19 protein-coding genes are annotated in these 24,441 nt (G+C 70.3%); 6 read left to right on the forward strand and 13 right to left on the reverse strand.

Annotated features, from left to right (window positions below; all coding sequences use genetic code 11):
• Nucleotides 1–183: 183 nt before the first annotated feature.
• The 4 genes from FDP22_RS18710 to FDP22_RS18725 all read right to left on the reverse strand — a co-directional run bounded on the left by FDP22_RS18710 (nt 184) and on the right by FDP22_RS18725 (nt 3,330).
• Nucleotides 184–558, reverse strand: a complete 375-nt coding sequence (locus FDP22_RS18710; RefSeq protein ID WP_138573762.1) for a c-type cytochrome — start codon at nt 556–558, stop codon at nt 184–186.
• Nucleotides 559–590: 32 nt separating this feature from the next.
• Nucleotides 591–1,418 carry an S-formylglutathione hydrolase gene (gene fghA / locus FDP22_RS18715; RefSeq protein WP_138573760.1) on the reverse strand — a complete coding sequence of 276 codons (828 nt, stop codon included), beginning with the start codon at nt 1,416–1,418 and terminating at the stop codon, nt 591–593.
• Between the two features lie 233 nt (nt 1,419–1,651).
• Nucleotides 1,652–2,764 (reverse strand): S-(hydroxymethyl)glutathione dehydrogenase/class III alcohol dehydrogenase, encoded by a 1,113-nt coding sequence (locus FDP22_RS18720; RefSeq protein WP_138573758.1) that lies wholly within the window; start codon nt 2,762–2,764, stop codon nt 1,652–1,654.
• A gap of 359 nt (nt 2,765–3,123) precedes the next feature.
• Nucleotides 3,124–3,330 (reverse strand): hypothetical protein, encoded by a 207-nt coding sequence (locus FDP22_RS18725; protein ID WP_138573756.1) that lies wholly within the window; start codon nt 3,328–3,330, stop codon nt 3,124–3,126.
• 208 nt (nt 3,331–3,538) lie between these two features.
• Here FDP22_RS18725 and FDP22_RS18730 point away from each other — a divergent pair, with 208 nt between their 5' ends.
• The 3 genes from FDP22_RS18730 to FDP22_RS18740 all read left to right on the forward strand — a co-directional run bounded on the left by FDP22_RS18730 (nt 3,539) and on the right by FDP22_RS18740 (nt 10,510).
• Nucleotides 3,539–4,180 (forward strand): hypothetical protein, encoded by a 642-nt coding sequence (locus FDP22_RS18730; protein ID WP_239031985.1) that lies wholly within the window; start codon nt 3,539–3,541, stop codon nt 4,178–4,180.
• Between the two features lie 166 nt (nt 4,181–4,346).
• Nucleotides 4,347–6,119 (forward strand): autotransporter assembly complex protein TamA, encoded by a 1,773-nt coding sequence (locus tag FDP22_RS18735; protein WP_143972283.1) that lies wholly within the window; start codon nt 4,347–4,349, stop codon nt 6,117–6,119.
• A complete protein-coding gene (locus FDP22_RS18740) occupies nt 6,119–10,510 on the forward strand; it encodes a translocation/assembly module TamB domain-containing protein (protein WP_138573752.1) in 4,392 nt (1,463 codons plus the stop codon). The genes FDP22_RS18735 and FDP22_RS18740 overlap by 1 nt, the downstream gene beginning before the upstream one ends.
• Before the next feature lie 577 nt (nt 10,511–11,087).
• Here the strand turns inward: FDP22_RS18740 and FDP22_RS18745 are convergent.
• Complete coding sequence (locus FDP22_RS18745; RefSeq protein ID WP_170317797.1) at nt 11,088–12,011, reverse strand: PRC-barrel domain-containing protein; 924 nt, start codon at nt 12,009–12,011, stop codon at nt 11,088–11,090.
• Nucleotides 12,012–12,403: 392 nt separating this feature from the next.
• Here FDP22_RS18745 and FDP22_RS18750 point away from each other — a divergent pair, with 392 nt between their 5' ends.
• Nucleotides 12,404–13,381, forward strand: coding sequence for a zinc-binding metallopeptidase family protein (locus tag FDP22_RS18750; protein WP_138573748.1), 978 nt, complete (start codon nt 12,404–12,406; stop codon nt 13,379–13,381).
• 179 nt (nt 13,382–13,560) lie between these two features.
• A complete protein-coding gene (locus tag FDP22_RS18755) occupies nt 13,561–15,243 on the forward strand; it encodes an amidohydrolase (RefSeq protein ID WP_138573746.1) in 1,683 nt (560 codons plus the stop codon).
• A gap of 93 nt (nt 15,244–15,336) precedes the next feature.
• Here FDP22_RS18755 and FDP22_RS18760 read toward each other — a convergent pair whose 3' ends face one another.
• The 3 genes from FDP22_RS18760 to FDP22_RS18770 form a co-directional block, all read right to left on the reverse strand.
• On the reverse strand, nt 15,337–16,653 hold the full coding sequence (locus FDP22_RS18760; RefSeq protein WP_239031986.1) for an NAD(P)/FAD-dependent oxidoreductase: 1,317 nt from the start codon (nt 16,651–16,653) through the stop codon (nt 15,337–15,339).
• A 375-nt stretch (nt 16,654–17,028) separates the two neighbouring features.
• Nucleotides 17,029–17,706: a DUF1028 domain-containing protein gene (locus tag FDP22_RS18765; protein WP_138573744.1), complete on the reverse strand. Its 678-nt coding sequence runs from the start codon at nt 17,704–17,706 to the stop codon at nt 17,029–17,031.
• Nucleotides 17,703–18,638: an N-carbamoyl-D-amino-acid hydrolase gene (locus tag FDP22_RS18770; RefSeq protein WP_239031987.1), complete on the reverse strand. Its 936-nt coding sequence runs from the start codon at nt 18,636–18,638 to the stop codon at nt 17,703–17,705. The genes FDP22_RS18765 and FDP22_RS18770 overlap by 4 nt, the downstream gene beginning before the upstream one ends.
• A 95-nt stretch (nt 18,639–18,733) precedes the next feature.
• Here FDP22_RS18770 and FDP22_RS18775 point away from each other — a divergent pair, with 95 nt between their 5' ends.
• Nucleotides 18,734–19,624, forward strand: coding sequence for a LysR family transcriptional regulator (locus FDP22_RS18775; RefSeq protein WP_138573742.1), 891 nt, complete (start codon nt 18,734–18,736; stop codon nt 19,622–19,624).
• Here the strand turns inward: FDP22_RS18775 and FDP22_RS18780 are convergent.
• The 5 genes from FDP22_RS18780 to FDP22_RS18800 are packed head-to-tail and all read right to left on the reverse strand — an operon-like array spanning nt 19,605 to nt 24,290.
• Nucleotides 19,605–20,516 carry a DMT family transporter gene (locus tag FDP22_RS18780; RefSeq protein ID WP_138573740.1) on the reverse strand — a complete coding sequence of 304 codons (912 nt, stop codon included), beginning with the start codon at nt 20,514–20,516 and terminating at the stop codon, nt 19,605–19,607. The genes FDP22_RS18775 and FDP22_RS18780 overlap by 20 nt on opposite strands.
• Nucleotides 20,513–21,274 carry a DUF1028 domain-containing protein gene (locus FDP22_RS18785; protein ID WP_138573738.1) on the reverse strand — a complete coding sequence of 254 codons (762 nt, stop codon included), beginning with the start codon at nt 21,272–21,274 and terminating at the stop codon, nt 20,513–20,515. The genes FDP22_RS18780 and FDP22_RS18785 overlap by 4 nt, the downstream gene beginning before the upstream one ends.
• 27 nt (nt 21,275–21,301) lie before the next feature.
• Entirely contained in the window at nt 21,302–22,669 is a 1,368-nt protein-coding gene (locus FDP22_RS18790) for an amidohydrolase family protein (protein ID WP_138573736.1), read from the reverse strand.
• Entirely contained in the window at nt 22,666–23,442 is a 777-nt protein-coding gene (locus FDP22_RS18795) for an ABC transporter permease (protein WP_138573734.1), read from the reverse strand. Before FDP22_RS18795 ends, FDP22_RS18790 begins: the two co-directional genes overlap by 4 nt.
• The gene (locus FDP22_RS18800; RefSeq protein WP_138573732.1) at nt 23,442–24,290 is read right to left on the reverse strand and encodes an ABC transporter permease; all 849 of its coding nucleotides are present in this window, start codon (nt 24,288–24,290) and stop codon (nt 23,442–23,444) included. Before FDP22_RS18800 ends, FDP22_RS18795 begins: the two co-directional genes overlap by 1 nt.
• Between the last annotated feature and the right edge of the window lie 151 nt (nt 24,291–24,441).

Here is a 24,441-nt window from a genome sequence, read left to right on the forward strand (position 1 = left end):
CCGGCGCGGTGCCCGCCCGCCTGGCAGGCCGTTCATCAGCCCGGTCACGGCCGGGCGGTGGTCGATCCGCCCGTCCGGGAGCCTGCTGTGGTTCTACTGCCCGTCCGGGGCCGGGTGGCAGCTTATCCGCCCGGCCGGAACCGGGCGGGGGCCTCGTTGCCCGGGCAGGACCGGGCGGGAGCCTTACTTGAAGGTCGAGAGATAGGCGATCACGTCCTCGCGCTCGTCGTCCTTGCGCAGGCCGGCGAAGGTCATCTTGGTGCCCTTCACGAAATCCTTCGGCTTGGTGAGGAATTCCGCGATGTGCTCGGGCGTCCAGACCAGCCCGCCCGCGGCCGCCTCCTGCATGCCGGAGGAATACTTGAAATCCCCGATCGAGCCGGCGGGGCGCCCGACGATGCCGTTGAGCTCCGGACCCACCTTGTTGGACGCGCCCTCGCCGACCGCGTGGCAGGCCTGGCACTTGCGGAACACCTTCTCTCCCTTCTCGGGGTCGCCGTCGGCGAGCGCCGGGCTGGCGAGGGCAAGGAGCGTGGCTGTGAGGATCAGGCGATTCATCTGGCTTTCCCTTTCTGGCTTCTTCCAGGCGGTCACTTCAGGCGGTCGGCATGCCAGTCGACATGATCACCGGCAAAACTCTGGACGAAAAAGTAGCTGTGGTCGTATCCCGGCTGCATGCGGAACACGGATGGAGTGCGGCTTCGGGCCAGCGCGGCCGACAGGGCCTCCGGCTTCAGCAGGTCGAGGAACTGGTCCGAGGCGCCCTGGTCGATCAGCATGCCGCCCTTCCAGCCGCCGGCGCCCACCAGCAGCGTGGAATCATGCCCGCTCCAGGCGCTTTCGTCCGCGCCCAGATAGGCGGTGAGCTGCTTGCGGCCCCAGTCCGAGCCGGTGGGGTTCGCGATCGGCGCGAAGGCCGAGAGCGAGCGGTAGGCGCCCGGATTGCGCAGCGCCAGCGTGATGGCGCCGTGGCCGCCCATGGAGTGGCCGGTGATGCCGTGCCTGTCCGGCAGCACCGGGAATTCGGCCTGCACCAGGGCGCGCAGCTCGGTCAGCACGTAGTCGTACATGCGGTAATGGGCGGCCCAGGGCGCCTCGGTGGCGTTCACGTAGAAGCCCGCGCCCTTGCCCAGGTCATAGGCGTCGTCATCCGCCACGCCGTCGCCGCGCGGGCTGGTGTCGGGGAAGACGAGGGCGAGGCCGCGGCGCGCGGCATGTTCCTGCAGCCCGGCCTTGGTCATCGCGTTCTCATGCGTGCAGGTGAGCCCGGAGAGATACCACAGGCAGGGCACCGGCCCCTTGCTGGCCTGCGGGGGCAGATAGACGGCGAAGGTCATCTCGCAATCGGTCGAGGTCGCGGCATGGGTATATACGCCCTGCACGCCGCCGAAGCTCGCGTTCTCCGATTTGATCTCCATCACATTCCTTTCAGGGAGCGTGGAACCAGTTACGATCCCGTGACGTTACCTATCCGAATACAGGTTGTAGAACGGAGAGGAACAATGCATTCGATCATCTATCTCGTCGGTCTGGTTGTTGTCGTCGGCGCCATCATCAGCTTCGTGGCCTGACAAGACAAAACCCGATCCGGTTCGAACAGACTTCGGAAAGCCCCGTGCGAAACTCTCGCCCGGGGCTTTCCTGTTTCCGATCAATACTCGACGACGGCGCGGATCGACTTGCCCTCATGCATGAGGTCGAAGCCGTGGTTGATCTCGTCCAGCTTCAGGTGGTGGGTGATCATCGGGTCGATCTCGATCTTGCCCTCCATGTACCAGTCCACGATCTTCGGCACGTCCGTCCGGCCCCGCGCGCCGCCGAAGGCGGTGCCGCGCCAGGAGCGCCCGGTGACCAGCTGGAACGGCCGGGTGGAGATTTCGGCGCCGGCCGCTGCCACGCCGATGATGATCGACTCGCCCCAGCCCTTGTGGGCGCATTCCAGCGCCTGGCGCATCACCCGGGTGTTGCCGGTGGCGTCGAACGTGTAGTCCGCGCCGCCCTTGGTGAGGTTGATGAGATAGGGGACGAGATCGCCCTCCACCTCGGAGGGGTTCACGAAATCGGTCATGCCGAAGCGCTCGCCCATCGCCTTCTTGGAGGGGTTGAGGTCCACGCCGACGATCTGGTCCGCGCCCGCCAGCCGCAGGCCCTGGATCACGTTCAGCCCGATGCCGCCCAGCCCGAAGACGATGGCACGGCTGCCGATCTCCACCTTCGCGGTGTAGATGACCGCGCCGATGCCCGTGGTCACGCCGCAGCCGATGTAGCACACCTTGTCGAAGGGCGCGTCCTCGCGGATCTTCGCCACGGCGATTTCCGGCAGCACGGTGTAGTTGGAGAAGGTCGAGCAGCCCATGTAGTGGTAGATCGGGTCGCCATCGAGGGTGGTGAAGCGCGAGGTGCCGTCCGGCATCAGGCCCTGGCCCTGGGTGGTGCGGATCTTCTGGCACAGGTTGGTCTTGGGGTTCAGGCAGTACTCGCACTCGCGGCATTCGCAGGTGTAGAGCGGGATCACGTGGTCGCCCGGTTTCACCGAGGTGACGCCGGCGCCCACTTCCACCACCACGCCGGCGCCTTCATGGCCCAGGATGGCGGGGAAGATGCCTTCCGGGTCCGAGCCCGAGCGGGTGAATTCGTCGGTATGGCACAGGCCGGTGGCCTTGATTTCGATCATCACCTCGCCCGCGCGCGGGCCGTCGAGATTGACTTCGGTAATTTCCAGAGGCTTCCCGGCCTCGATGGCAAGGGCTGCGCGGGTCTTCATTGAGGTACTCCCCCGTTCGATCTGATCGATGGATCGCGGCCCGGATTTTCCGGGCGCGACGGATTGGGGTGAGTTTCATCGGAGGCAGCGCGCTGCGTCCAGTCCTTTCACCCCGTTCCATCCTCATACCTTAGTACAGGGGCGGCGCGCGCGCGACCGAAACCCGCAGGGCGCGGGGCCGAAACATGCGCGATTCCAGAGGCTTCCGCCTGGGCGTTCCTTCGGGGCCGGTGTCTTATGATTCTCTTATTAGCCGAAAGGCTTTGACGGCCGCGCCGTGGCGCGGCCAGTCTGTAGCGGGCCGGGCAGGCCCCCGTCAGGCGGCGAACCCGCGCCGCCGGCTGCCGGGCCGCGCGGGCTCAGATGTGGATTTCGCGATCGCGCACCGACTGGCATTTCCACTGGGAGATGCTCCAACCCGGGTGGCTCTCCACCCATTTGGCCAGTTCCGGCTGGGCGCCCATGGCGCAGGCCAGCGGGCTGATGGGTTCGACGTACTGAACGGCCTTCTGTTCGCAGACGCTGGGGGAGGACTGGAGGCAGGCGACGAAGATGAGTTCGATCATGGCGTGGTCCGTTGGATCGTGGTTGTGGACAGGTGGCTGTGTCTCCGGGCCGGGGCCCGGCAGTCTGGCTTCCTTCCCCCCAGGATCAGGCGTCCGGGCGCGTTGCGGCCCGGGGATGCATGGCAGGTTCGGCCCCGCATGATCCGACATGCCGGATATTGGAACATGGATGGGTGAACAGAGGATGTGCGAAATGTCGCAGTGCAGCATGGCTCACGAAAATGTGACTTCAGCAGCCCGGCCGGGGCTGCGCATGGCGGTGGCTGCGGTTCTGGCGGTGCTGTGCGCCGGCGCCGCGCCGGCGGCGGATTTCAAGGACCCGGACTGGCCCTGCATCCAGCCGAAGGTCGGGCATATCTCCATCGGGCAGATGTGGGCCGGGCCGCTGCCGGAGGGGGACTGGAAGGCGGACCGCGAGGTGGCCGCTCTCGCGCATCGCCTGGCGCAGCGCCGCACCAGCCTGGAGGAGGCGCAGGCGCTGATGAGCGGCTTCGTGCAGGACGGCGGGCCGGCGCGGCGGGAGAAGCTCCTGCTGGCCTTCTCCGGCGCCTTCGAGCTCATCGACCACGAGCGCAGCGCGCTCATCGGCGGCATCGCGCGCTATGCCCGCAAGCAGGAGGCGCTGACCGGGCGCATCGAGGCCAAGCAGGACGACCTCTACCGCCTGGACGCGCTGCCCGAGGCGGAGCGCGACGCCGACCGCATCGAGGAGCTGCAGGACGAGATCGCCTGGGACACCCGGATCTACCGCGACCGGGCGCAGTCGCTCACCTATGTCTGCGAAACCCCGGTTCTGCTGGAGAAGCGCGCCTTCGCGCTGGCCCGGTCGGTGGGCGCGCTGACCGAGTAGCCGGCGCCCGCGCGGCCCCTGCCTGTTGTGATTTATGGGCAGGTGTGGCGAAGTGTGAATGGCCAAGAGCGGCCCGATAGGCTACTCAGGGCAGGCTCACCCCACAGAAGAACAGGACGAACGGTTGGACAGAAACGTGCTGGGGCGCGGATTACTTCTCTGCGCCTTGTCGGGCCTGGCGAGCGGATGCAGCGACGAGCTGTCCCTGGCCGAGGCCTCGCCCCCGGAAACTCAGATCGACTCCTACGAGATCGTGCTGGACGGCGCCCCGAGCGAGGATTTTTCCGACCTCGCCGAGGAGGCGCTGCAGACCTACCGGCTGGAGGAGAACGGGGCCCAGTCCCGCGCCTTCCTGCGCCGCCGGGCCGAGGGCGATATCGAGACCATCGTGAAGATGCTGAAGTCGCAGGGCTATTACGAGGGCACGGCGAGCATCGAGCTGTCGCCCCCCGAGGCGGAGGAGGTGACGGTGACGCTGCATGTCATCCCCGGCCCGCGCTACGATCTGGCCGCGCACGACTTCCAGCTCATCGAGGTGGACGACACCCCGCCGCCGCTGGACGCGAAGGCGCTCGGCTCGCCGGTGGGCGAACCGGCGGTGGCCGCGCGGATCGTCGGGGCCGAGGACGCCGCGGTGGGCCTGTTGCAGCGCAAGGGCTTTGCCTATGCGAAGTTCCTCGGGCGCGACGCGGTGGCCGACCCGGCCGCGCACACGATCGAGGTGCAGTCCTCCTTCCAGGTCGGCCGGCACTACACCTTCGGCGACGTGACCTTCGACAACATCACCGTGGTCGAGGACGAATACCTGCGCACCTACATCAACTGGGACCCGGACGAGACCTTCAGCCAGGCCAAGCTGCGCGAGTACCAGAAGGAGCTGTCCAACACCGGCCTGTTCACCGCGGTGAGCGCCGACACGCCGGAGAAGGCGCCGAAGAGCCGGGCCCTGCCGATCACCGTGACAGGGGAGGCGCGCCCGCCGCGCACCGCCTCCGCCGGGCTCTACTACGACACCACGGACGGGGTGCTGGTGCAGGGATCGCTCGCGCATCGCAACCTCTTCGGGCGCAACGAGCAGGGCGCGGTGACGCTGGAGGCCGGGGTGGACACCCAGCGGCTGGAGTTCACCTATCTGGAGCCGCAGTTCAAGCGCGACGGGCAGAATCTCGTCGGCGGGCTGGAGCTGCGCAACGAGGACATCGACGCCTACGAGGAAACCGGCGGCACGCTCACGCTGGGCGTGGAGCGCGAGCTTTCCGATGTCTGGACCGTGGGCGCCGGCGGGCTGCTGGAAATCAGCCGGATCCAGGATGACGGGGAGGACTCCGACGCCTTCCTCGGCGGTATCCCCGCCTTCGTGCGCTACGATGACACCGATGACCTGCTGGACCCGCGCGAGGGCATCCGCTTCCGCATCAACGCCACCCCGATCGGCGGCGAGTACAACGACGAGAGCACGGCCTTCCTGGTCCTGGACGGCAACGCCTCCACCTACGTGCCCCTCGACGAGCATCGCAAGTACGTGCTGGCGCTGCACGGCCGGCTCGCCACGATCCTCGCGGAGGATCTCGACCGCGTGCCGCCCACCCGGCGGCTCTACGCCGGCGGCGGCGGCTCGATCCGCGGCTACGGCACCGACATGGTCGGGCCGCTGGACGACAACGGCGACCCGGTCGGCGGCCTCTCGGCCATGGAGCTGGGCGCGGAGATGCGCGCGCAGGTCTACGGCGACTTCGGCGTGGTCGGCTTTCTCGACGCGGGGTCGGTCTCCACCGAGGCCTATCCCGATTTCGATGACGGCGTGCAGGTCTCGGCCGGCGTGGGCGGGCGCTACTACTCGCCCGTCGGCCCGATCCGCTTCGATATCGGCGTGCCGCTGAACCCGCGCGACAGCGACGACGATTTCCAGCTCTACTTCTCCATCGGGCAGGCTTTCTGATGAGACGACTTCTCCTGATCGGCTTCGCACTGGTGCTCGCCCTCACCGCCCCCGCGGCGCAGGCGGACACGTCCATCTTCAACGTGCGCAGCCGGCTCGTGCAGTTCCTGCTCGAACAGGTCTCCACCCCCGGCTCCTTCGAGGTGACGGTGGAGGAGGTCGACAGCCCGGACAGCGGGGTCACCCGGCTGAAGGGCCTGAAAGTGTCGGATTCCGAGGGGGTGTGGATCACCGCCGGCGTGGTCTCGCTGGAGTGGAACGCCACGCGGCTGCTGCGCGGCGAGCTGGAGATCCCGCAGATCCTGGTGCAGGACCTGAACGTGATCCGCCCGCCCGCGCCCGGGCAGGAGGCGCCCGAGATCAAGGAAGGCGAGGCGGACCCCAATGCCTCGCCCTTCGACTGGCCGCGCAGCCCGATCACCCTGCGCATCGCCGAGATGAAGCTGGAGCGCATCCACATCGCCGAGGGCGTGCTGCCCCAGGAGATCACCTTCGACGCGCTCGGCTCGGCGGTGGACGAGGGCGACCAGCAGGCGCTGAAGCTCGACGTCACCCGCACCGACGCCGTCGCCGGCAAGATCGCGGTGGATTACCTGCGCGATTTCTCGAATGACACGCTGCGCATCAAGCTCGACGCGGACGAGGCGCCCGGCGGCATCGTCGCCGCCGCCGCCGGCTTCCCCGACGACAGCCGCAGCAGCGTGACCCTGCTCGCCGACGGCCCGAAGGACGACTGGAAGGTGACCTTCGACGCCGCCGTCGACCGGGTGTTCGACGCCGACGGCACCGCCACCGTCTCCTACGTCGCCCCGCTCTCGGTTTCCGCCGATTTCGCCCTGCGCCCGGGCGAGGCCATGTCGCCGGATGTGCGCGACCTGCTCTCGCCCTCCGCCGACATCCGCGCCCGGGTGTCGGAGGAGAGCGGGATCATCCGCTTCCAGGACCTGTCGCTGACCTCGCCGGAGCTGAACCTGAACGCCCAGGGCACTTTCGCGCGCGAAACGGGCGCGATGGACCTGGTGCTGGACCTCGCGGGCCAGTCCGGCCTCGCGAAGCTCGCCGATGGCGTGGATTTCGACCGGTTCGGCTTCCGCGGCACGGTGCAGGGCACGCCGGACAGTCTCGCCGCGAAGGGCGTTGCCTCCCTCGCCGGGCTGAAGACGGCGCCGGCCGATGCCGGCAGCCTGGAGTTGAACCTCGACGTGGCGCGCAACGGCGAGCGGCTCACCTTCAACGTGGACGGCAAGGGCACCGCGGTGCGCCTCGACAAGCTGCAGCCCGACGTGGTGGGCGACATCAACCTCACCGCTTCCGGCACGCAGGAGGGCGAGCAGCTCGAACTGTCCATCCTCTCGCTCGCCGGGCCGCTGATGCAGGTGACGGCCAGCGGCGGAACCGATCTCTCCTTCCAGGAGGCGGGGCTGAACTTCACCGCCCGCCTGCCGGAATTCGGCCCCTTCGCCCGCGCCTACGGGCAGGACATCGACGGCAGCGCCGACCTGAAGGGCCGGGTGGACGTCGCCGCCGGCGCGCCCACCGCGCATGTGGAGGGCACCGTCTCCGAGGTGCGCTCGCCGATGGCGGACCTGGGCCGCTTCGCGCTCACCGCCGACGTGGCGCAGGAGGGCGCGCAGCTCACCTTCGCCGCGGACGGCATGGTGGAGCGCCTGCGCCTGGACCGGATCGGCCCGGACGTGCTGGGCACCACCCGGCTCACCCTGCGCGGCGCGATGGAGGGAGACGCGCTCACGCTGGAGACGGCGGCGCTGGACGGGCCGCGTCTCACCGCCTCGGTGAGCGGCGCGCTGGACCTCGCGCGCACCGACGGCCGCTTCGACTACACGCTGCGCGCGCCCGAGATCGGCCCCATTGCCGCGGCCTATGACCAGGACGTCACCGGCGCGGTGGAGGCCGAGGGCACGCTCACGCTCGCCGGGGCGGTGCCGACCCTGTCCGGCACCGCGGCGCTGCGCGATTTCGCCTATGCCGGCACCGGCTACGGTGACATCGTCGCCCGCCATGACGTGACCTTGGGCGAGAGCCCGGAGGGCACGCTCAGCATCGACGCCAGCAAGGGCGCGATCGGCGAGGCGAAGATCGCCACCGCCTTCCGCCTCGCCGGGCAGGACCTCGCGCTGAGCGGCATCGACGTCTCGGCGCTCGGCCTCTCGGTGACCGGCGACATGACGACCGACCTCGACACCACCCTGTCCACCGGGGCGCTGAAGGTCTCGGCGCGCTCGCTCTCGGCGCTGGGGCGCTTCGCCGGCACCCCGCTGGCCGGAACGCTCGACGGGTCCGTGACGCTGGACGCGGCGGGGGGCACGCAGGGCGTGGCGGCGAAACTCACCGGGCGCGGCGTGGGCACGGCGGGCATCGGCACCGAAACCGTGCGGCTCGACGCGAAGGTCTCCGACGCGCTGGGGACGCCCTCGGTGACGGCCAGCGCCGACGTGACGGTGCTGGACCTCGGGGAGACCGGGCGACTGGACACAGTCACTCTGCGCGCGAAGGGGCCGCTCAGCGGCCTCGAGGTGACGGCAGACACGGCCGGCACGCTGATCGACAAGCCGTTCAGCGCCGGGGTCACCGCTTCCGTCGCGGTGCAGGGCAGCACGATCAGCGCGCGGGTGAGCCGGCTGGAAACCCGGCTCGACGAGCAGGAGATCAGCCAGCAGGGCCCGCTCACCCTGCGCGTCTTCGGCGGGACGGTGACCGCGCAGGGGCTGGACCTGCGCTTCCCCAGGGGCGGGCGGGTTTCCGGCGATGCCGGGTATTCCGCCGCCGGCTTCTCCGGCGACCTGACGATCGACGCGCTCGACCTCACGCTGGCCAACACGTTCGGCGAGGCGCCGGTGCAATCGGGCAAGCTCTCGGGCCATGCGGCCTTCGACACCCGGCCCGGCCGCGCGACGGCGGACGTGGACCTGCGCGCCGCGAACCTCAAGCTGCGCGACGTGGCGCCGGAGGCCGAGCCGTTCCGCGCCCGGTTCACCGGCACCTGGAACGGCCGGCTGGCCGATGTCACGCTGCGGGTGGAGGGCGCCTTCGGCGAGCCCATCCGCGTGAAGGCCGCGGTGCCGCTGCGCGCGGCGAGCGGCGGCATCCCGCAGGTCGTGGGCACTGGCGCGCTCTCCGGCTCGGTGAACTGGAGGGGCGAGATCTCGCCGCTCTGGGCCCTCGTGCCGCTGGCCGATCATGAGCTGACGGGCGATGCCAACGTGGCGCTGGAACTGGGCGGCACGCCGGACACGCCCACCGTTTCGGGCCGCATCGGGCTGGAGCATGGCCGCTACCAGAACCTCGCCCTGGGGGTGATCCTCACCGATGTCACGGTGCGCTCGAAGATCGAGGGCCCGCAGGACCTGGTGCTGAACCTCTCGGCGAAGGACGGCAACCAGGGTGCGGTCACCGGCCGGGCCCGGATCCTCTCCGGCGAGGGAGAGCCGCGCCTGCGCGTCGAGGTGAAGGCCGACCGCGCGGTGCTGGTGCGGCGCGACGACGTGACGGCGATGATCTCCTCGGACATCACCGTGCGCGGCCCGGTCTCCGCCCTGCGGGTGGAGGGGGACGTGACCATCGACCGCGCCGAGGTGCGGCTGGTCGACACGCTGCCGCCCTCCATCGTCACGCTCGGCGACGTGCGCATCAAGGGCGAGGCGGTTCCGGAGGAGGAGCCGGCCGCCGGCAGCACCGTGCGTCTCGCGATCAGGGTGAGCTCGCCCGGCAACATCTTCGTGCGCGGGCGCGGGCTCGACAGCGAGTGGCAGGCGGACATGAACATCGGCGGCACCGCCGCGGTTCCGCAGGTCACCGGTACGGTGTCGAAGGTGCGCGGCAGCTTCGACCTGGTGGGCAAGACCTTCGATCTCGCCACCGGGGAGGTGCGCTTCAACGGCGGCCGCAAGATCGATCCGGATCTCGACGTGGTGCTGGAGCGCGACGACAACGACATCACCGGCCGCGTGCGGGTGAAAGGCCCGGCCTCGGACCCGGAGATCAGCTTCGACTCCACGCCCGCGCTGCCCGATGACGAGGTGCTGCCGCGCCTGCTGTTCGGCACCTCGAAACAGTCGCTCAGCGGGGCGCAGGCCATCCAGCTTGCCATCGGCATCCGCACCCTGACCACGGGGGACGCAGGCCCGCTCGACATGGCGCGCTCCGCGCTCGGGGTGGATGTGCTGCAGGTCGACCCCACCTCGGAAGGCGCGGAGGTGACCGTGGGCAAGAACGTCGCCGACGGCGTGTTCGTCGGCGCCTCCAAGGAGGTCGGCGGCGAGGGCGGGGAATCGGTGAAGGTCGAGGTCGACATCTTCGAGGGCGTGACGGCGGAGGGCGATGTCGGCACCGAGAGCTCGAAGGTCGGCATCGGCTGGAAGACCGATTTCTGACGGTGCAGGGGGGCCCCGCGCGGCCCGGCTTCCTCCGCAGGTTCAGACAGGACAACGGCCCGGGTGCACCCCGGGCCGTACGCGTCTGCGAGGCCCCCCGCCGCAGGCTCCACGCGCCACGCAACGCGCTCCGCCGGGTGAACTTGGCTACTGACGTGCGCGCGCCCCACTTCCGCCGCTGTGCACCGGGGGTGGGAGGCGCACCCGTCACCGGCCGAGGGCAGGCCCGGGAGAGCGATGCGCGGGAGCGGCCTCGCCGGGCAGGCCAGGGGCGTTCGGGGCCTTGGCGCTCGCGCAACCTGGGATGCGGAATGTGCCGGGGCAGGCGGAAGGGCCGGCGGCGGGGCTCGCCCGTGGAAGCCATTCCCCGGAGGAGGTCTGCCGGTGGGTGGCCTGCCGACAAGACCGGGAGGGTGTCGGACGGGGCAGGGGCGGGGCGACAGGGCCCTGCGCGTGATCATGGGGCAGACAGGTGCCCGCGCACGAAAATACCCGCCGGCGAAGGATCGCCGGCGGGCACCGAAACAGCCACCAGGGATGGGGATCAAGGATGGCTGCCCCGATCAGCGGGAGCGGATCAGCCCTCGTAGGTGGGCATTTCCTTCAGCTGTTCACCCGTGGTCTGGACGTAGATGCGCAGGTCATTCTCGTCCTCGCCCTGCATGATCTGCAGCTCCTTGAATTCCACCGAGACGCGCTTGGCGCCAAGGCCCAGGAAACCGCCCACGTCGACGATCGCCTTCTGTGCCGCACCGTCCTCGTTCATCACGATTTCGGTGACTTCGCCGATCTCGGCATCCTCGGCATCATAGACCGGGGCGCCGATGAGCGCGTCGGACTTGATCTGGTCAGCCGGCGTCTCCTTGTAGCCTTCCGGAGCGGACATCAGCGTGCCGCCGCCCACGGTGGCGTTCGACTCGGCCGCTGCCGTCTGGGTATCGGGCTTCGGCTCGCCGGCCATCTTGTCGGTGCCGGTCTGGTCGGCCGGCATCGCGGTGTCGGCCTTGTCCATCGTGTCGCCGGTCACGGCGGTGTCGGTCGACGCCTCCTGGTCCATCACGTCGGAATGCTCGCCGCGGTCGAAGGCCGGGGCATTCTCCAGCGCTTCGCGGGAGGTGTTGATGGCGATGAACGTGTCATCGGCGTCGCCGCTCTCGTGCAGGAACGACAGGTCGCTCATCTCCACGGCCACGGTCTTTTCCCCGATGCCGAGGAAGCCGCCCACGTCCACGAGCACGGCGCGGATGTCACCATTCTGGTCCATCACCACGTCGCTGACCTCGCCGAGATCGTCCCACTCGGTGTCGCCGTCGGCGGGCATGGCCATGTCGGCCTCAGCCGGCTTCTCGGATGCATAAACGCGGCTTCCGATCAGGTCAGACGCGTATACATCGCTGGCTTCAGGAGCCTTCAGGTAAGAAGACTGGGCAACATCCTGAGCATAGACGGTGCTGCCGCCCATCACGAGGGCCAGAGCGGTGGTTGCAATAAGACGTTTCATGTCGAATCTCCTCATTGTTTCTTTTCATCTCCCCGTCGTGGCGTCATCACCACTTCAGGCGTTCTGGCTGGTCAACGTGCCGGCCCGGGAAGAGTTCCGGGAAAAAACGAGATTAAAATTCATGCGTTTGCGGGAACTTTTTCCGGGAAAGCTGCGCAGGGCCCCGATGATCGGACGGGGCGCGGGCAGGAGGCGGAGCGGGTCCCGGGCGGGCGCCCGGGGGCAGTCGGCACGGGCGCGCGCGCAGGCGCCTCACCCGATTGCGGGCACAACGCGGCGCGCGGGGCGGCGGTTCCGGAGTGCGCCGCGCGGCGGGGCGTTGTTTGCCGGGCCGGGCGCGCTAGGTTGAGGGGTCCGCACCCACCTGCGCCCCCAACCGCCCGGAGCCTCCGATGGAAATCTTTGCCTGCCCGAGCTGCAACGGCTCCCTGTTCTTCGAGAACCTCGCCTGCTCCTGCGGGCAGGGGGTCGTCTGGGACCCCGGCAGCCGGAACTTCCTTGGCATCGAGAACCGCGCCGGCTGCGCCAACCGCCATGAGATCGAATGCAACTGGGCGGCCTCGGCGAACGGCGCGCTCTGCCTGTCCTGCGCGATGACCCGCACCCGCCCGGACCCGAGCGTGCGGCGCAACGCGGCCCTCTGGGCCGAGGCGGAGGCGGCGAAACGCTGGGTTCTGGCCAACCTCATGCGCTGGGGCATCTTCACGGCGCAGGACCCGGCCAGCCCGCCGGTGTTCGACCTCCTGTCGGAACTGGTGGGCAGCGGGCGCGAGCAGGTGATGATGGGCCATGCGGACGGCGTGATCACCATCAACGTGGGCGAGGCCGACGCGGCCCTGCGCGAGCGCCGCCGCAGCCAGCTTGACGAGCCCTACCGCACGATGATGGGCCATTTCCGCCACGAGCTGGCGCATTACCTGTTCCTGCGGCTGGAACCGCGCGAGCAGTTCATCCATCCGTTCCGCGCCATGTTCGGCGACGAGCGCGCGGATTACGGCGCGGCCCTGCAGGCCTATTACAATTCCGGCCAGCCGCCGCAGGGCTGGCAGGAAACCCATGTGAGCGAATATGCCCGGGCCCATCCGCACGAGGACTGGGCGGAGACCATGGCCCACGCGATGCATCTCACCGACCTGATGGACAGCGCGGCCGCTATGCAGCTCTCCACCCCGCGCTCGGCGCTGAACGTCGACGCCTACGATGACCCGGCCACGGAGGAGACCCTGGGCAGCGCCCTCGATCTCGCCATCGCGATGAACCACATGGCCCGGTCCATGGGGTTGCTGGACGTCTATCCCTTCATCGTCTCGGCCGGGGTGCGGGAGAAACTGCTCTTCGCGCGCGAATGGCTGCCGCGCGTGGTGGGCTGAGCCGGGGGGGCCGGGCCGGCGCCCGCCCTTCCCCGGTGCCGCAGCGGAACCGGCCCCGGGCGGCACCGCCGAAATCGCCCGGAGCAGGAACATTTCCCGGCCCCGGGTGGTTGCATTCCGCCCGCGCCACTGGCTATGCGGGGGCACCGCGGCCGAAGCAGGTCAACAGGGAGAGAAGAATGGGCGAAACCGCCGACATCATCATCACCAACGGCATTCTCATCACCATGGACGAGAGCCGGCCGCGCGCCGAGGCGCTGGCCATCGCAGGCGGGCGGATTGTGGCGGTCGGCGATGCCGAGGGGATCGCGCCGCTGGCCGGGCCGCGCACCCGGGTGGTCGATGCGCGGGGGGCGACGGTGCTGCCCGGGTTCAACGAGGCCCATATCCACATCTTCCCCGGCTCCGTGGCGCTGGACCAGCTGTCGCTGGCCGGGGTGACCGGCGAGGCCGCGCTGCGCGCGCAGGTGCGCGCCCGTGACGCCGCGGCGCCCGGGCCCGGGCTGTTGATCGGCAAGAGCTGCGACTACACCATCCTGGGCACGGAGCGCAGCCTGGACCGCGGCCTGCTGGACGAGATCCTGCCGGACCGGCCGCTGCTGCTCGTGGCGCCGGACCATCACACCGCCTGGGCGAACACCGCCGCGCTCACCGCCGCGGGGCTGCTGCACGGCCGGGCGCTGCCGGCGGGCAACGAGATCGTCATGGGGGCGGACGGGCTGGCCACCGGCGAGTTGCGCGAGAATGCCGCCTTCGGGCCCGTGGAGGCCATTGGCCCCACCGGCGGGCGCGAGGGGGCCGGGCTGGTGACCGGCCGCGACCCCGAGCCCGCGCCCGGTACCGCCGAGCGCGAGGCCGATCTCGCCGCGCTGCGCAAGGGGCTCGCGCATCTCGCCTCCCACGGCATCACCAGCTTCCAGAACATGGACGGCAACCCCTATCAGCTCGACCTTCTCTCCGAGCTGGAGCGCCGGGGCGAGTTGCTGTGCCGCGCCCGCGTTCCGTTCCATTTCGTGCCGGAAATGCCGCTCTCCGCGCTGGACACCGCCAGCGAGATGGCCGCCCGCCACGGCTCGCCGCGCCTCTCCTCCGGCACGGTGAAGCTGTTCATCGACGGGGTGCTGGACGGCTGGACCGCGCTGATGGCCGAGCCCTACGCCGACCGCCCGGACTGGTGCGGGGAGCCCCGTTTCGAGGAGGAGCGCTTCCACGCCATCATCGCGGAGGCGGACCGGCGCGGCCTGCAGGTGGCCGTGCACGCCATCGGCGACCGGGCGGTGAACATGGTGCTCGACGGCTACGAGAAGGCCCGGGCCGCCAATGGCCCGCGTGACAGCCGACACCGGGTGGAGCACATTGAGGTGGCGCTGGCCTCCGACATTCCGCGCTTCGCCGAACTTGGCGTCATCGCCTCCGTGCAGCCGCCGCATCCGCCGGGCCAGGCGGGCCTGCCGCTGGAGCCCACGCTTTCGCGCATCGGCAAGCCGCGCTGGCCGCTCGCCTACCCCTGGGCGGCGCTGCGCGCGGCGGGGGCCGGGATGCTCTTCGCTTCCGACTGGCCGGTGTCCCCGGTCGATCCGCTGGCCGGCGTGGCCGCCGCGATGACCCGGCCGAAATGGGATGCGGACCAGCCGGACAACCGCCAGACCCTGATGCAGGCGCTGGAGGGCTACACGCTGGCCGGCGCGAAGGCCGAGTTCCGCGAGCACGAGAAGGGCCGGCTGGCCCCGGGCTTCCTCGCCGACATCGTGGTTCTGGACGACGACCTCGAAGCCGCGGACCCCGAGGAATTCCCCGAGATCCGCCCCGTGCTCACCATCTGCGACGGCGCAGTCACCTTCGAGGATGAAGACGCCTTCTGAGGCCCGCTCCGCGCATCCGCCCGCCGGCGGCGGGTGCGTATCCGCCCCGTCCGCGCGCCGTGCGCTGGGGGGCTTCCGGCCGAGGCTGCGGCGTCAGGCGAAACGGTCGCGCAGGGCGTACCAGGTGGCCAGGGCGGTGACGATGGGCTTGCGCAGCATGTGGAACGGGATGGGGGTGACGGCGGTGGTCGGCACGTCCAGCGCGTTCGCCGGGGTGCCGGAGACCCGGCGGGCAAGCTCGCGCCCCATCGCCGTGGCCATGGCCACACCGCGCCCGTTGTAGCCCAGGCCCGCGTGCAGGCCGGGCTCGATCTCGTGCAGGTGGGGCAGGTGATCGCGGGTCATCGCCACGTATCCGCCCCAGTGGTAGGGCCAGTCGAGCCCGGCGAGCTGGGGGTAGAGCGCCACCGCCTTGCGCTTCAGGGTCTCCAGCCTGCCGGGCATCTGCGCCTCCGAATAGGCGCCGCGCCCGCCGATCACGAAGCGGTTCTGCGCGTCGAGCCGGTAGTAGACCAGCAGCCGGTAGAGGTCGGAGACCACCTGCCCCTCGGGCAGGATGTTGCCGCGCAGGTTCGCCGGCAGCGGATGGGTCGCGATCTGGGTGGAAACCACCGGTACCACCGAGCGCCGCAGCCTGTCCTGCACCGGGCCGGAATAGCCGTTGGTGGCGAGGATGACGCAGCGCGCCTTCAGCACGCCGCGCGCGGTGGTCACCCGCCAGCCGGCACCGTCGCGCGCGAGGCCGGTTACCTCGGTGGAGCCGTGCAGCACCGCGCCGAGCGACAGCGCCGCCCGGGCGAGGCCGAAGGCGTAGCTCAGCGGCTGGACTGCGCCGGAACGCCGGTCGATCAGCCCGGAGTGATAGCCCTCCGCGCCCAGCAGATCCGCGGTTTCGCGCGCCGAGAGCAGGGAGATCTCCTCCGACCAGGGCTGCCACTGGCGCACGCGGGCCTCCTGGACCTTCCGGGCCGCCGCGTCCTGCGCGGGCTGGATCCAGCCGGTTCGGCTGGCGCCGCAGTCGATGCCGAAGCGCGCGCAGAGGTCGAAGACCAGCCCGGGCGCCTCGCCGGACAGCCGGTTGAGGCGGCCGCCGAGCGCGGCGCCGAAGCGGCGCAGCACCACCTCCGGGTCCTCCTTCAACCCGGCGATCACCTGCCCGCCGTTGCGCCCGGAGGCGCCCCAGCCGGGGTGATGGCTGTCCAGCAGCGTCACCGCCCGGCCCGCCTCGGCGAGATGCAGCGCCGCGGAGAGGCCGGTGAAGCCGCCGCCCACGATGGCGACATCGGTCTCGTCCGGCCCGGTGAAGGGCGGGGTCTCCGGGCGCGGCGTGGCGGTATCGGTCCACAGCGACCGGGAGAGGGACGGGCGTTCCGACTCGATCAGGCTGCCATCGGGCATCGGGAGCTCCATTCGGGGGTTTCCCCGATCAAAGGCCCTTCGCGCGGTGCCGTCCAGAGATTTCGCGCCGGAGGGCGGGGGCAGGCGCCCGGGGGCGCGTCCCGCCCGGGGATGTGCGGTTCGGGGCGGGTATGGTGTGCACCTCCGACAGTCCGTCGGGCCGGGCCACGATGCCCGCCGGGCAGTGGAACGGCGATGCCGCGGAAGCGCCCTGGCCCGTTGCTGCGGGCAGCGGTGGTGGGCGACCGAGATGCCGCAGGAGCCGCGGCGCGCCGGGCGACCGGACCGGGCGGAGGGGCGCCCGGCTGCCGCGGGCGGGTCAGCCTCCGCGCCTCCCGGCGCAGGGCAAATCCGCCGCGCCGGGCCGGGGGCGGGCCCGGGGGAAGATCAGCCGCGTCCGCCGTGTTCCACCTCGCGCGAGGGCGGCGCGGAGTCCGGGTCCAGCACGCGGAGGCGGTAGGCGGCGGCCTTGGGGGCCCAGTCGGCCCAGAGCCGGGCCAGTTCGTCCACCGGGGTGGGGGAGCGGTCGGCGCGCAGGTCGGCCTCGAAGATCCCTTCGCTGCCCAGCACCTTCAGCGCGGCGGATTGCAGCGGATCGCGCTCCGCCCCGGCGGCCACACCGGCGGCGAGCCCGGCGATCAGGCGCTCCGCGAGCGGGCCCTGCGTTGCCTCGAAGGTGGCGACCATCGCGGGCATCACCTCGGCGGAGCCGAGGAAATTACCGAGTGCGAGGCACATCGCGCCCGCCAGCCCGCCGCATTCGGGCAGGCAGGAGGCGCCGGTGTGGTGCAGCGCCGCGCCGCTGCGGGTGAGGATGCCGAACTGGCGCCAGTGCGGCGCTACGGCGGCACCGCGCATCGCGCCGATGGCCGCTTCGGCCGAGCCGGTGGCGGCATGGGCGGCGAGGCCCACGGCGTGCAGGCGCGGGTCCGTCCGCGCCTGGGAGAAGACCACGCACTCCGGCCCGATCGCCCCCACCCGCGCGCCCACGCAGACGCTGGAGGTGGTGACGGCATAGCCGATCTGCCCGGTCCGCGCGCAGACACCGGCGAGCGAGAAGGTCATTCCGCGATCTCCACCCCGGTCTGCGAGGTGATCAGCCCGTAATGCTCGATGCGCCGGTGGCGGGCGAAGTCGAACACCGAGCGGCGGATGTATTCGCCCAGCTCCATGTCGCAGGCATGGGTGATGACCTCGTCCTCCTCGGAGACCGCGTAGGCAACCGTCTCGCCGGTGGGGGCGACGATGGCCGAGCCGCCGATCATCGCGAACCCGTCCTCGGCGCCGCACTTGGCCGCGGCCAGCACCCAGGCGCCGTTCTGGTAGGCGGCACTCTCGATGGAGAGCCTGTGGTGAAGCGCGCGCAGGTGCGCGGGCTCGGGGTGGTGGATGTTCAGCGTGGGCGTGTTGTAGCCCAGCATGAAGATCTCCGCGCCCTGCAGCGCCATCACCCGGAAGGTCTCCGGCCAGCGGCGGTCGTTGCAGATGCACATGCCGATGCGCCCGATGGGCGACTTGAAGGTGTTGAAGCCCAGGTCGCCCACCTCGAAGTAGCGCTTCTCCAGATGCTCGAAATTCGCCTTGTGCAGCGGGTCCTTCGTGCCCGGCAGATGCACCTTGCGGTACTTGCCGAGCAGGGTGCCGTCCGGGCCCACCAGCACGCAGGTGTTGTAGCGATGCGTCTCGCCGCCCTCGGTCACCTTCTCCGCGAAGCCCAGGTAGAAGCCGACGCCGAGCGCCTTCGCCGTCTCGAACAGCGGCAGCATGGCGGGCGAGGGCAGACCCTCCTCGAAGAAGCGGTCATACTCCTGCGGCGTCTCGTAGATGTAGCGCGGGAAGAAGGTGGTGAGCGCCAGCTCCGGGAAGGTCACCCATTTCGCGCCACGGCCATGCGCCTCGCGCAGCATCCCGATGAGACGCGCGACCGTGGCTTCCTTCGTGTCGTTGAGATGGACCGGCCCCATCTGGGCGACGGCGAGAATTTCCTTGCGGCTCATGGGCTCTCCTTCCCTTGCGGATCACATCAGCACTAGACGAGCGTTTCGATATGTTGAAATAAAATACTGCCCCCTGGAGTATAAGGCCGGATTATATGATCAACGCCCGCCAACTGGAAGTTCTCAGCACCGTCATCGAGGTCGGCACCACGGCCCGGGCGGCGGAGCTGCTCAATGTCTCGCAGCCCGCGGTGAGCAACATGATCCGCCACACGGAGGACATCACCGGCCTCACCCTGTTCGAGCGCGATCGCGGCCGGCTGATCCCCACGCGGGAGGCGCGCCACATCGCGCAGGAGGCCCAGCACCTGTTCATGCAGCAAAGGCGCATCGCCAACATCGTGGAGGAGCTGCGCGGCGGCACCATGGGCACGCTGAGCATCATCGCCTCGCCCTCCATCGGGCTGGGGGTGCTGCCGCGCGCGCTCGCCGCCTTCTCGAAGGCGCGGCCGAAGCTGCGGCTGTCGGTGGAGCTGGGCTCGGTGGACGAGATCTCCGAGCAGCTGGTGAGCGGGCGGGCTGACCTCGGCCTGTCGATTACCGTGCCGCGGCACCCGTCGCTCTCCGTCGGGCCGATCGCGGCGGGGGAGCTGGTGTGCGTCTGCCCGCCGGGGCATGATTTCGCCTTCATGAAGCGGGTGAGCATCACCGACCTCAACCTGGTGAACCACATCTCCTACGCCGCGAACACGCCGCTGGGCCGGCTGGTGGACCAGGTGTTCGCCGAGCGCGGGCTGGAGCGGCGCTATTCCTGCGAAGTGCGCCACACCGCGACGGCGCTGGAGCTGGTGGCCTCGGGCATGGGGGTGGCGCTGGTGGACAGTTTCGCGCTGATCGGCCGCGAGCCGGGGCGCATCGTGCGGGTGCCGACGGACCCGGCGCTGCCCATCCGCATGTCCTCCATCACCTCGCGGCTGTTTCCCACCTCGAACCTCGCCGGGCAGTTCATGGCGTTCTTCCGGGAGTTCATCGCAGAGGCTGGTTGAACCGCCGGGTGAGCTTGCGCCCCTCGCGCAGCACCATGATGCCGCCAAGGGCGATGAGCACCGAGCCGAGCAGCGCCGCCGGTCGGGGCAGGTGCCCCCAGGCGGCGAAGTCCAGCAGCATCACCCACAGGAGGTAGGTGTAGCTGAAGGGCGCGAGATCCGCCGGCGCGGCGCGCTGGTAGACCCAGACCAGCAGGAAGCCCGAGCCGATGCTCGCCAGCCCCACCAGCCCCACGGCGCCCCAGAGCGCGGCCGGCATCGGCACCCAGACCCCGCCGGAGGTCGCGGGCACCACCGCCAGCGCCAGGCCCGCCACGCAGAGCGCCACCAGCGCCTGGGTGCGCACCAGCGCCACCGGCTGTTCGTGCTTGCAGTGGTAATGCGTCACCAGAACCGAGGCCGCGTAGCAGAAGGCGGCGAGGAAGGGCAGGGCGAGGGCGGCCCCCTCCGCCCGGGCCGGCCCGATGATCAGCACCGCGCCGATCAGCCCGAGCACGACGGCGGCGGCCTGAACCCGGCTCACCCGCTCGCGCATCACCAGGGCGCTGAGCAGGGTGGAGAACAGCGGGAAGGTGTAGAAGCACACGGCGGCGGTGGAGAGCGGCAGCAGCGAGAGCGCGAAGATCTGCAGCAGCATCGAGCAGGCCTGCAGGCCGCTGCGCGCCAGCACCGCGCCGCGCTTCACCGGCCGCGCGCGCAGCCCGGTGAAGGCCAGCGCGCCCAGGCACAGGAAGCCGAAGATGAAGCCCGCACGCAGCACGCCGTACTGGAGGGCGCTCACCTCGGCGGTGATCGCCTTCACGAAGCCGTCGTTCAGGCAGAAGACCGCCTGCGCCGCGACCATCACCGCCGCGACCGGCGCGAAGCCGGTGCGCGCCCGGGCCGGGATCATCCCCGCAGGGTCCAGGTGTCCCGGCGCCGGGCGGTGGGGAAGCGGTCCGCGAGGCCGAGGGCCTCGATGCGCGCGACGGAGGCGTCGAACAGCGTGCGCGACACCGGCAGCGCGTCCGGCTCCAGCGCGATGCGGCGCAGTTCCTCCGCCTGGTCGCCATAGGCGGTCTTGAGGGCGCGCAGGTCGGCCACGGCGTCGGTGGCGGAGATGTCCACCCTGAGGTCGCACCGGTCCAGCCCGTGCTCGCCGGTGGCGCGCAGGACGGAGGAGCGCAGCGGCCCGAGGATCTCGCCGCCCGCGTCGCGCCCGGCTTCCAGCGCGCGCAGGAGCCGCTCGGAAAGCTCGTCCTCGGGGCGGTCCTCGAAGGCGGCGATCATCGCGGCGGTGATGGTGTCGTTCGCCAGGATGTTGCCGGCGGCCACGCAGTTGCGGCCGATGGAATGGGTGTAGATCGAGTACATGCGCCGGCCGTGGTAGACGGAGGCGCGGCCCTCCGCGTCCAGCGCCGCGAGCTGGCGCCACTCCACGTCCGGCGTGCTCTCGCACACGCGGGCCACGGCCTCGTCCGCCGTCGCGCCGCCGGCGAGCAGCGAGATGCCGAGGTCGCCCAGCCGCGGGTCGGTGCGGTGCTGGCTGAGGAAGGCGCCCTTGCGGTGGCTGAGCCGGGCGCAGCGCGAGCCCACCGCCAGGTTGGAGGTGGTGACGGCCGCGCCGAAGGCCCCGGTGCGCTCGCAACGGCCGATGATCGAGAAGGTCATGTTCGTTTCCTGTCCCTTGAGTGTTTTTCAGACCGTGTCGCGCTGCGGCAGCGGTATGTCCTTTTCCTGCGCGGCGAAGCGGGTCCACATCGCGTCGGTGGCGGCCTGGGCCTCGGCCACGGCGGCGCCGTCGTCCACCGTGGTGAGCCGGCCGTCGCGCATCAGGAAGCGGCCGTCGACCATCGTGTCGGTCACCACGCCGGGGTGGCCGTAATGCACGAGGTTGGAGACCAGCGAGATGCGCGGGTTCAGCGCCGGCGCGTGCAGGTCGAAGAGGGCGAGATCGGCCTTCGCGCCCACGGCGATGCGGCCTAGATCGCTGCGCCCCAGCGCCTTCGCCCCGTTCACGGTGGCATAATCGAAGGCCCGGCCGGGCTGCGGGGTCACCGAACGCCCCCAGGCGCCGCGGTGCACGGTGAGGCCCAGTTTCATGGCGTGGAACATGTCCTCGGTCATGTTGTCCGTGCCCAGGGCGATGTTCACGCCGCTCTCCAGAATGGCGCGGATCGGCAGCTGGTGCGGGCCCTTCACGGACATCGAGGCCGGGGAATGGGCGAAATGCGTGCCGGAGGCGGCGAGGGTGGCCACGTCCTCCTCGGTGCAGAAGGTCCAGTGCACGGCGAGGAGATCGTCGCCGAGAAAGCCCTCGCGCGCGAGATATTCCGTGGAGGTGCAGCCGTGCAGCGCTTTCACCTGCGCGACCTCGGAGATGATCTGGCTGAGGTGCACCGTGCGGCGCAGGCCGTGGGCCCGGGCCATCTCCTTCAGCGTGGCCAGCATCCAGGGCGAGCAGTTGTCCGGCGCATGCGCGGCGATCATCACCTGCACGCGGCCGTCCTCCGCGCCGTGGAACCGCTCGATGAGGTCGCGGGTGCGGGCGAGGAAGGTCTCGCCCCAGGCGCGGTCGAAGCGGTAGGTGCCGCGGCCCACCTCGGTGGTGACGGCGTCGGCGCAGCTCTCGGCCAGCCACAGGCGCAGGCCGGTGCCGATCATCGCGGGCGCGTAATCCGCGACGTGGCGCAGCGGGTCGACCATGGTGGTGGTGCCGCAGCGGATCGCCTCCACGCAGGCCAGCCTGGCGATGGCGGCGCGCTCGGCGGGCTCCAGCAGGTAGCTCGCCGGCACCATGTACTGGTAGACGAGGTTGCCCTCGATATCCTCCACCGTGCCGCGCAGTGCCAGCAGCACCGCGTGGGTGTGGGCGTTGATGAAGCCGGGCGAGACCGCCTTCGCGGAGCAGTCCACCGGCTCGAAATCGGCGAAATCGGTGCCGTTCAGCGTGTCGGGAAGGGCGACGATCCGGCTTCCCTCGATGGCGATGTGGCCGGCGCGCAGCACCGGGCCGGCGCCGTCATGGGCGATGTAGCGCGCGTCGCGCAGCAGATACCGGCTCATGACTTGCGCAGGGCTCCGATCACCATGATGGCGAGGGTGATCACGGTGAGCACCGTGGCGACCGCCGCGATCGTGGGGTCGATATTGTCCTGGATGCCCTGCCAGATCATCTTCGGCAGGGTCTGCACATTGCGCACGGTGAGGAACAGCACGCCGACGATTTCGTCGAAGGAGACGATGAAGGCGAAGACCGCCCCTGCCGCCATGCCCGGCTTCGCCGCCGGCACCACCACCGAGATCACCGTGGTCCAGACCGAGGCGCCCAGCGAGCGCGCCGCCTGCGGGATGCGCCGGTCGAGGTTCGCAAGTGCCGCGAAGACCGAGATGGAGACGTAGGGCAGCGCGAGCAGCGTGTGGGCGAGGATCACGCCGGTATAGGTGTCGATCAGCCCGAGCTGCACCCAGAAGCGGTAGAAGCCGAGCGACTGCACCACCGGCGGCACCAGGATCGGGGTGATCAGCACCCAGCGCGCGATGGTCGACATCCGGTCGGAGAGGAACCAGCAGCCGATGGCGAAGGCGGTGCCGAGCACGGTGGCCAGCAGCGCCACGGCCAGGCCGATGAACAGGCTGGTGCCCGTGGCCCAGAGCCATTTCGCCGAGGTGAAATAGTTCTGGTAATGCTGCAGCGACAGACCGTCCTGCGGCAGCGAGATGTAGCTCTTGTCGGTGAGCGAGACCGGGATCACCACCAGCATCGGCAGCAGCAGGAAGGCGAGGATCAGCCACGCACCCGTCTGCATGGAGATGCGGAAGAAGGAGCGGTTGTGCATCAGCCTCTCTCCAGGAAGGCGCGGCGCAGGTTCACGAAGCGCGCGGCGGCAAGGATCACCACCCCCGTGGCCACCAGCAGGGTGACGGAGAGCATCGTCCCGGTGCCCCATTTGAGGAACTCCTGGATCTGGTAGGTGATGTATTCGGAAATCATCAGCACGCGGCCGCCGCCCAGCAGCGCCGGGGTGATGTAGAAGCCGAGCGAGAGCACGAAGACCAGCAGGGCGGCGGAGAGCACGCCGGGCTTGGTCTGCGGGAAGTAGACCTGCCAGAAGGCCGTCCACTCCGAGGCGCCGAGGCCGCGGGCCGCGTTCACGAAAGAGCGGTCGATGCCCTTCATGTTGGCCATGATCGGCAGCACCGCGAAGGGCAGCATCACGTGCACCATGGCGATGAGCACGCCGAACTCGTTGTGCATCAGCCGCAGGGGGCGGTCGATCAGCCCCATGCCCATCAGCGCGTCGTTCACCAGGCCCGAGCGGCCCAGCAGCACGATCCAGGAGAAGGAGCGGATGAGCACCGAGATCCAGAACGGCAGCAGCACCAGCGCCACCATCAGCCCCACCCCGCGCTGCGAGGCGTTGTAGATGGCGTAGGACACGATGTAGCCCAGCACCAGGCAGAAGGCCGTGGTGATCGCCGCCACCCGGAAGGTGATGATGAAACTGGTCTGGATCGGGTGGCTGGTGGCCAGGAGGGTGTAGTTGCCCAGGCCGGGTTCCGGCTCGGTCACCGAGATGCCGAGGATGTTCACCAGCGGCCAGATGTAGAAGACGATCATCACCAGCAGGGCCGGCAGGATCAGGAGCCAGTAGCGGTGGCGGTCGGTGAGCAGGCCGGGTGTCATGTGTCCCCTCCGGTGCGGCGGGGCGCGTGCCGGGCCGGCCCCGTGCCCCGCCGCCCCGGGCGTGACCCCGGGGCAACGAGCCCCCCCGCCGGCCCCGGGTCAGGCCCGGGGCGCGGCGGGGGGGAAGGGCCGGTCGCGGCGCGCGCCGGGA

Source organism: Paroceanicella profunda (assembly GCF_005887635.2).
Lineage (GTDB): Bacteria > Pseudomonadota > Alphaproteobacteria > Rhodobacterales > Rhodobacteraceae > Paroceanicella > Paroceanicella profunda.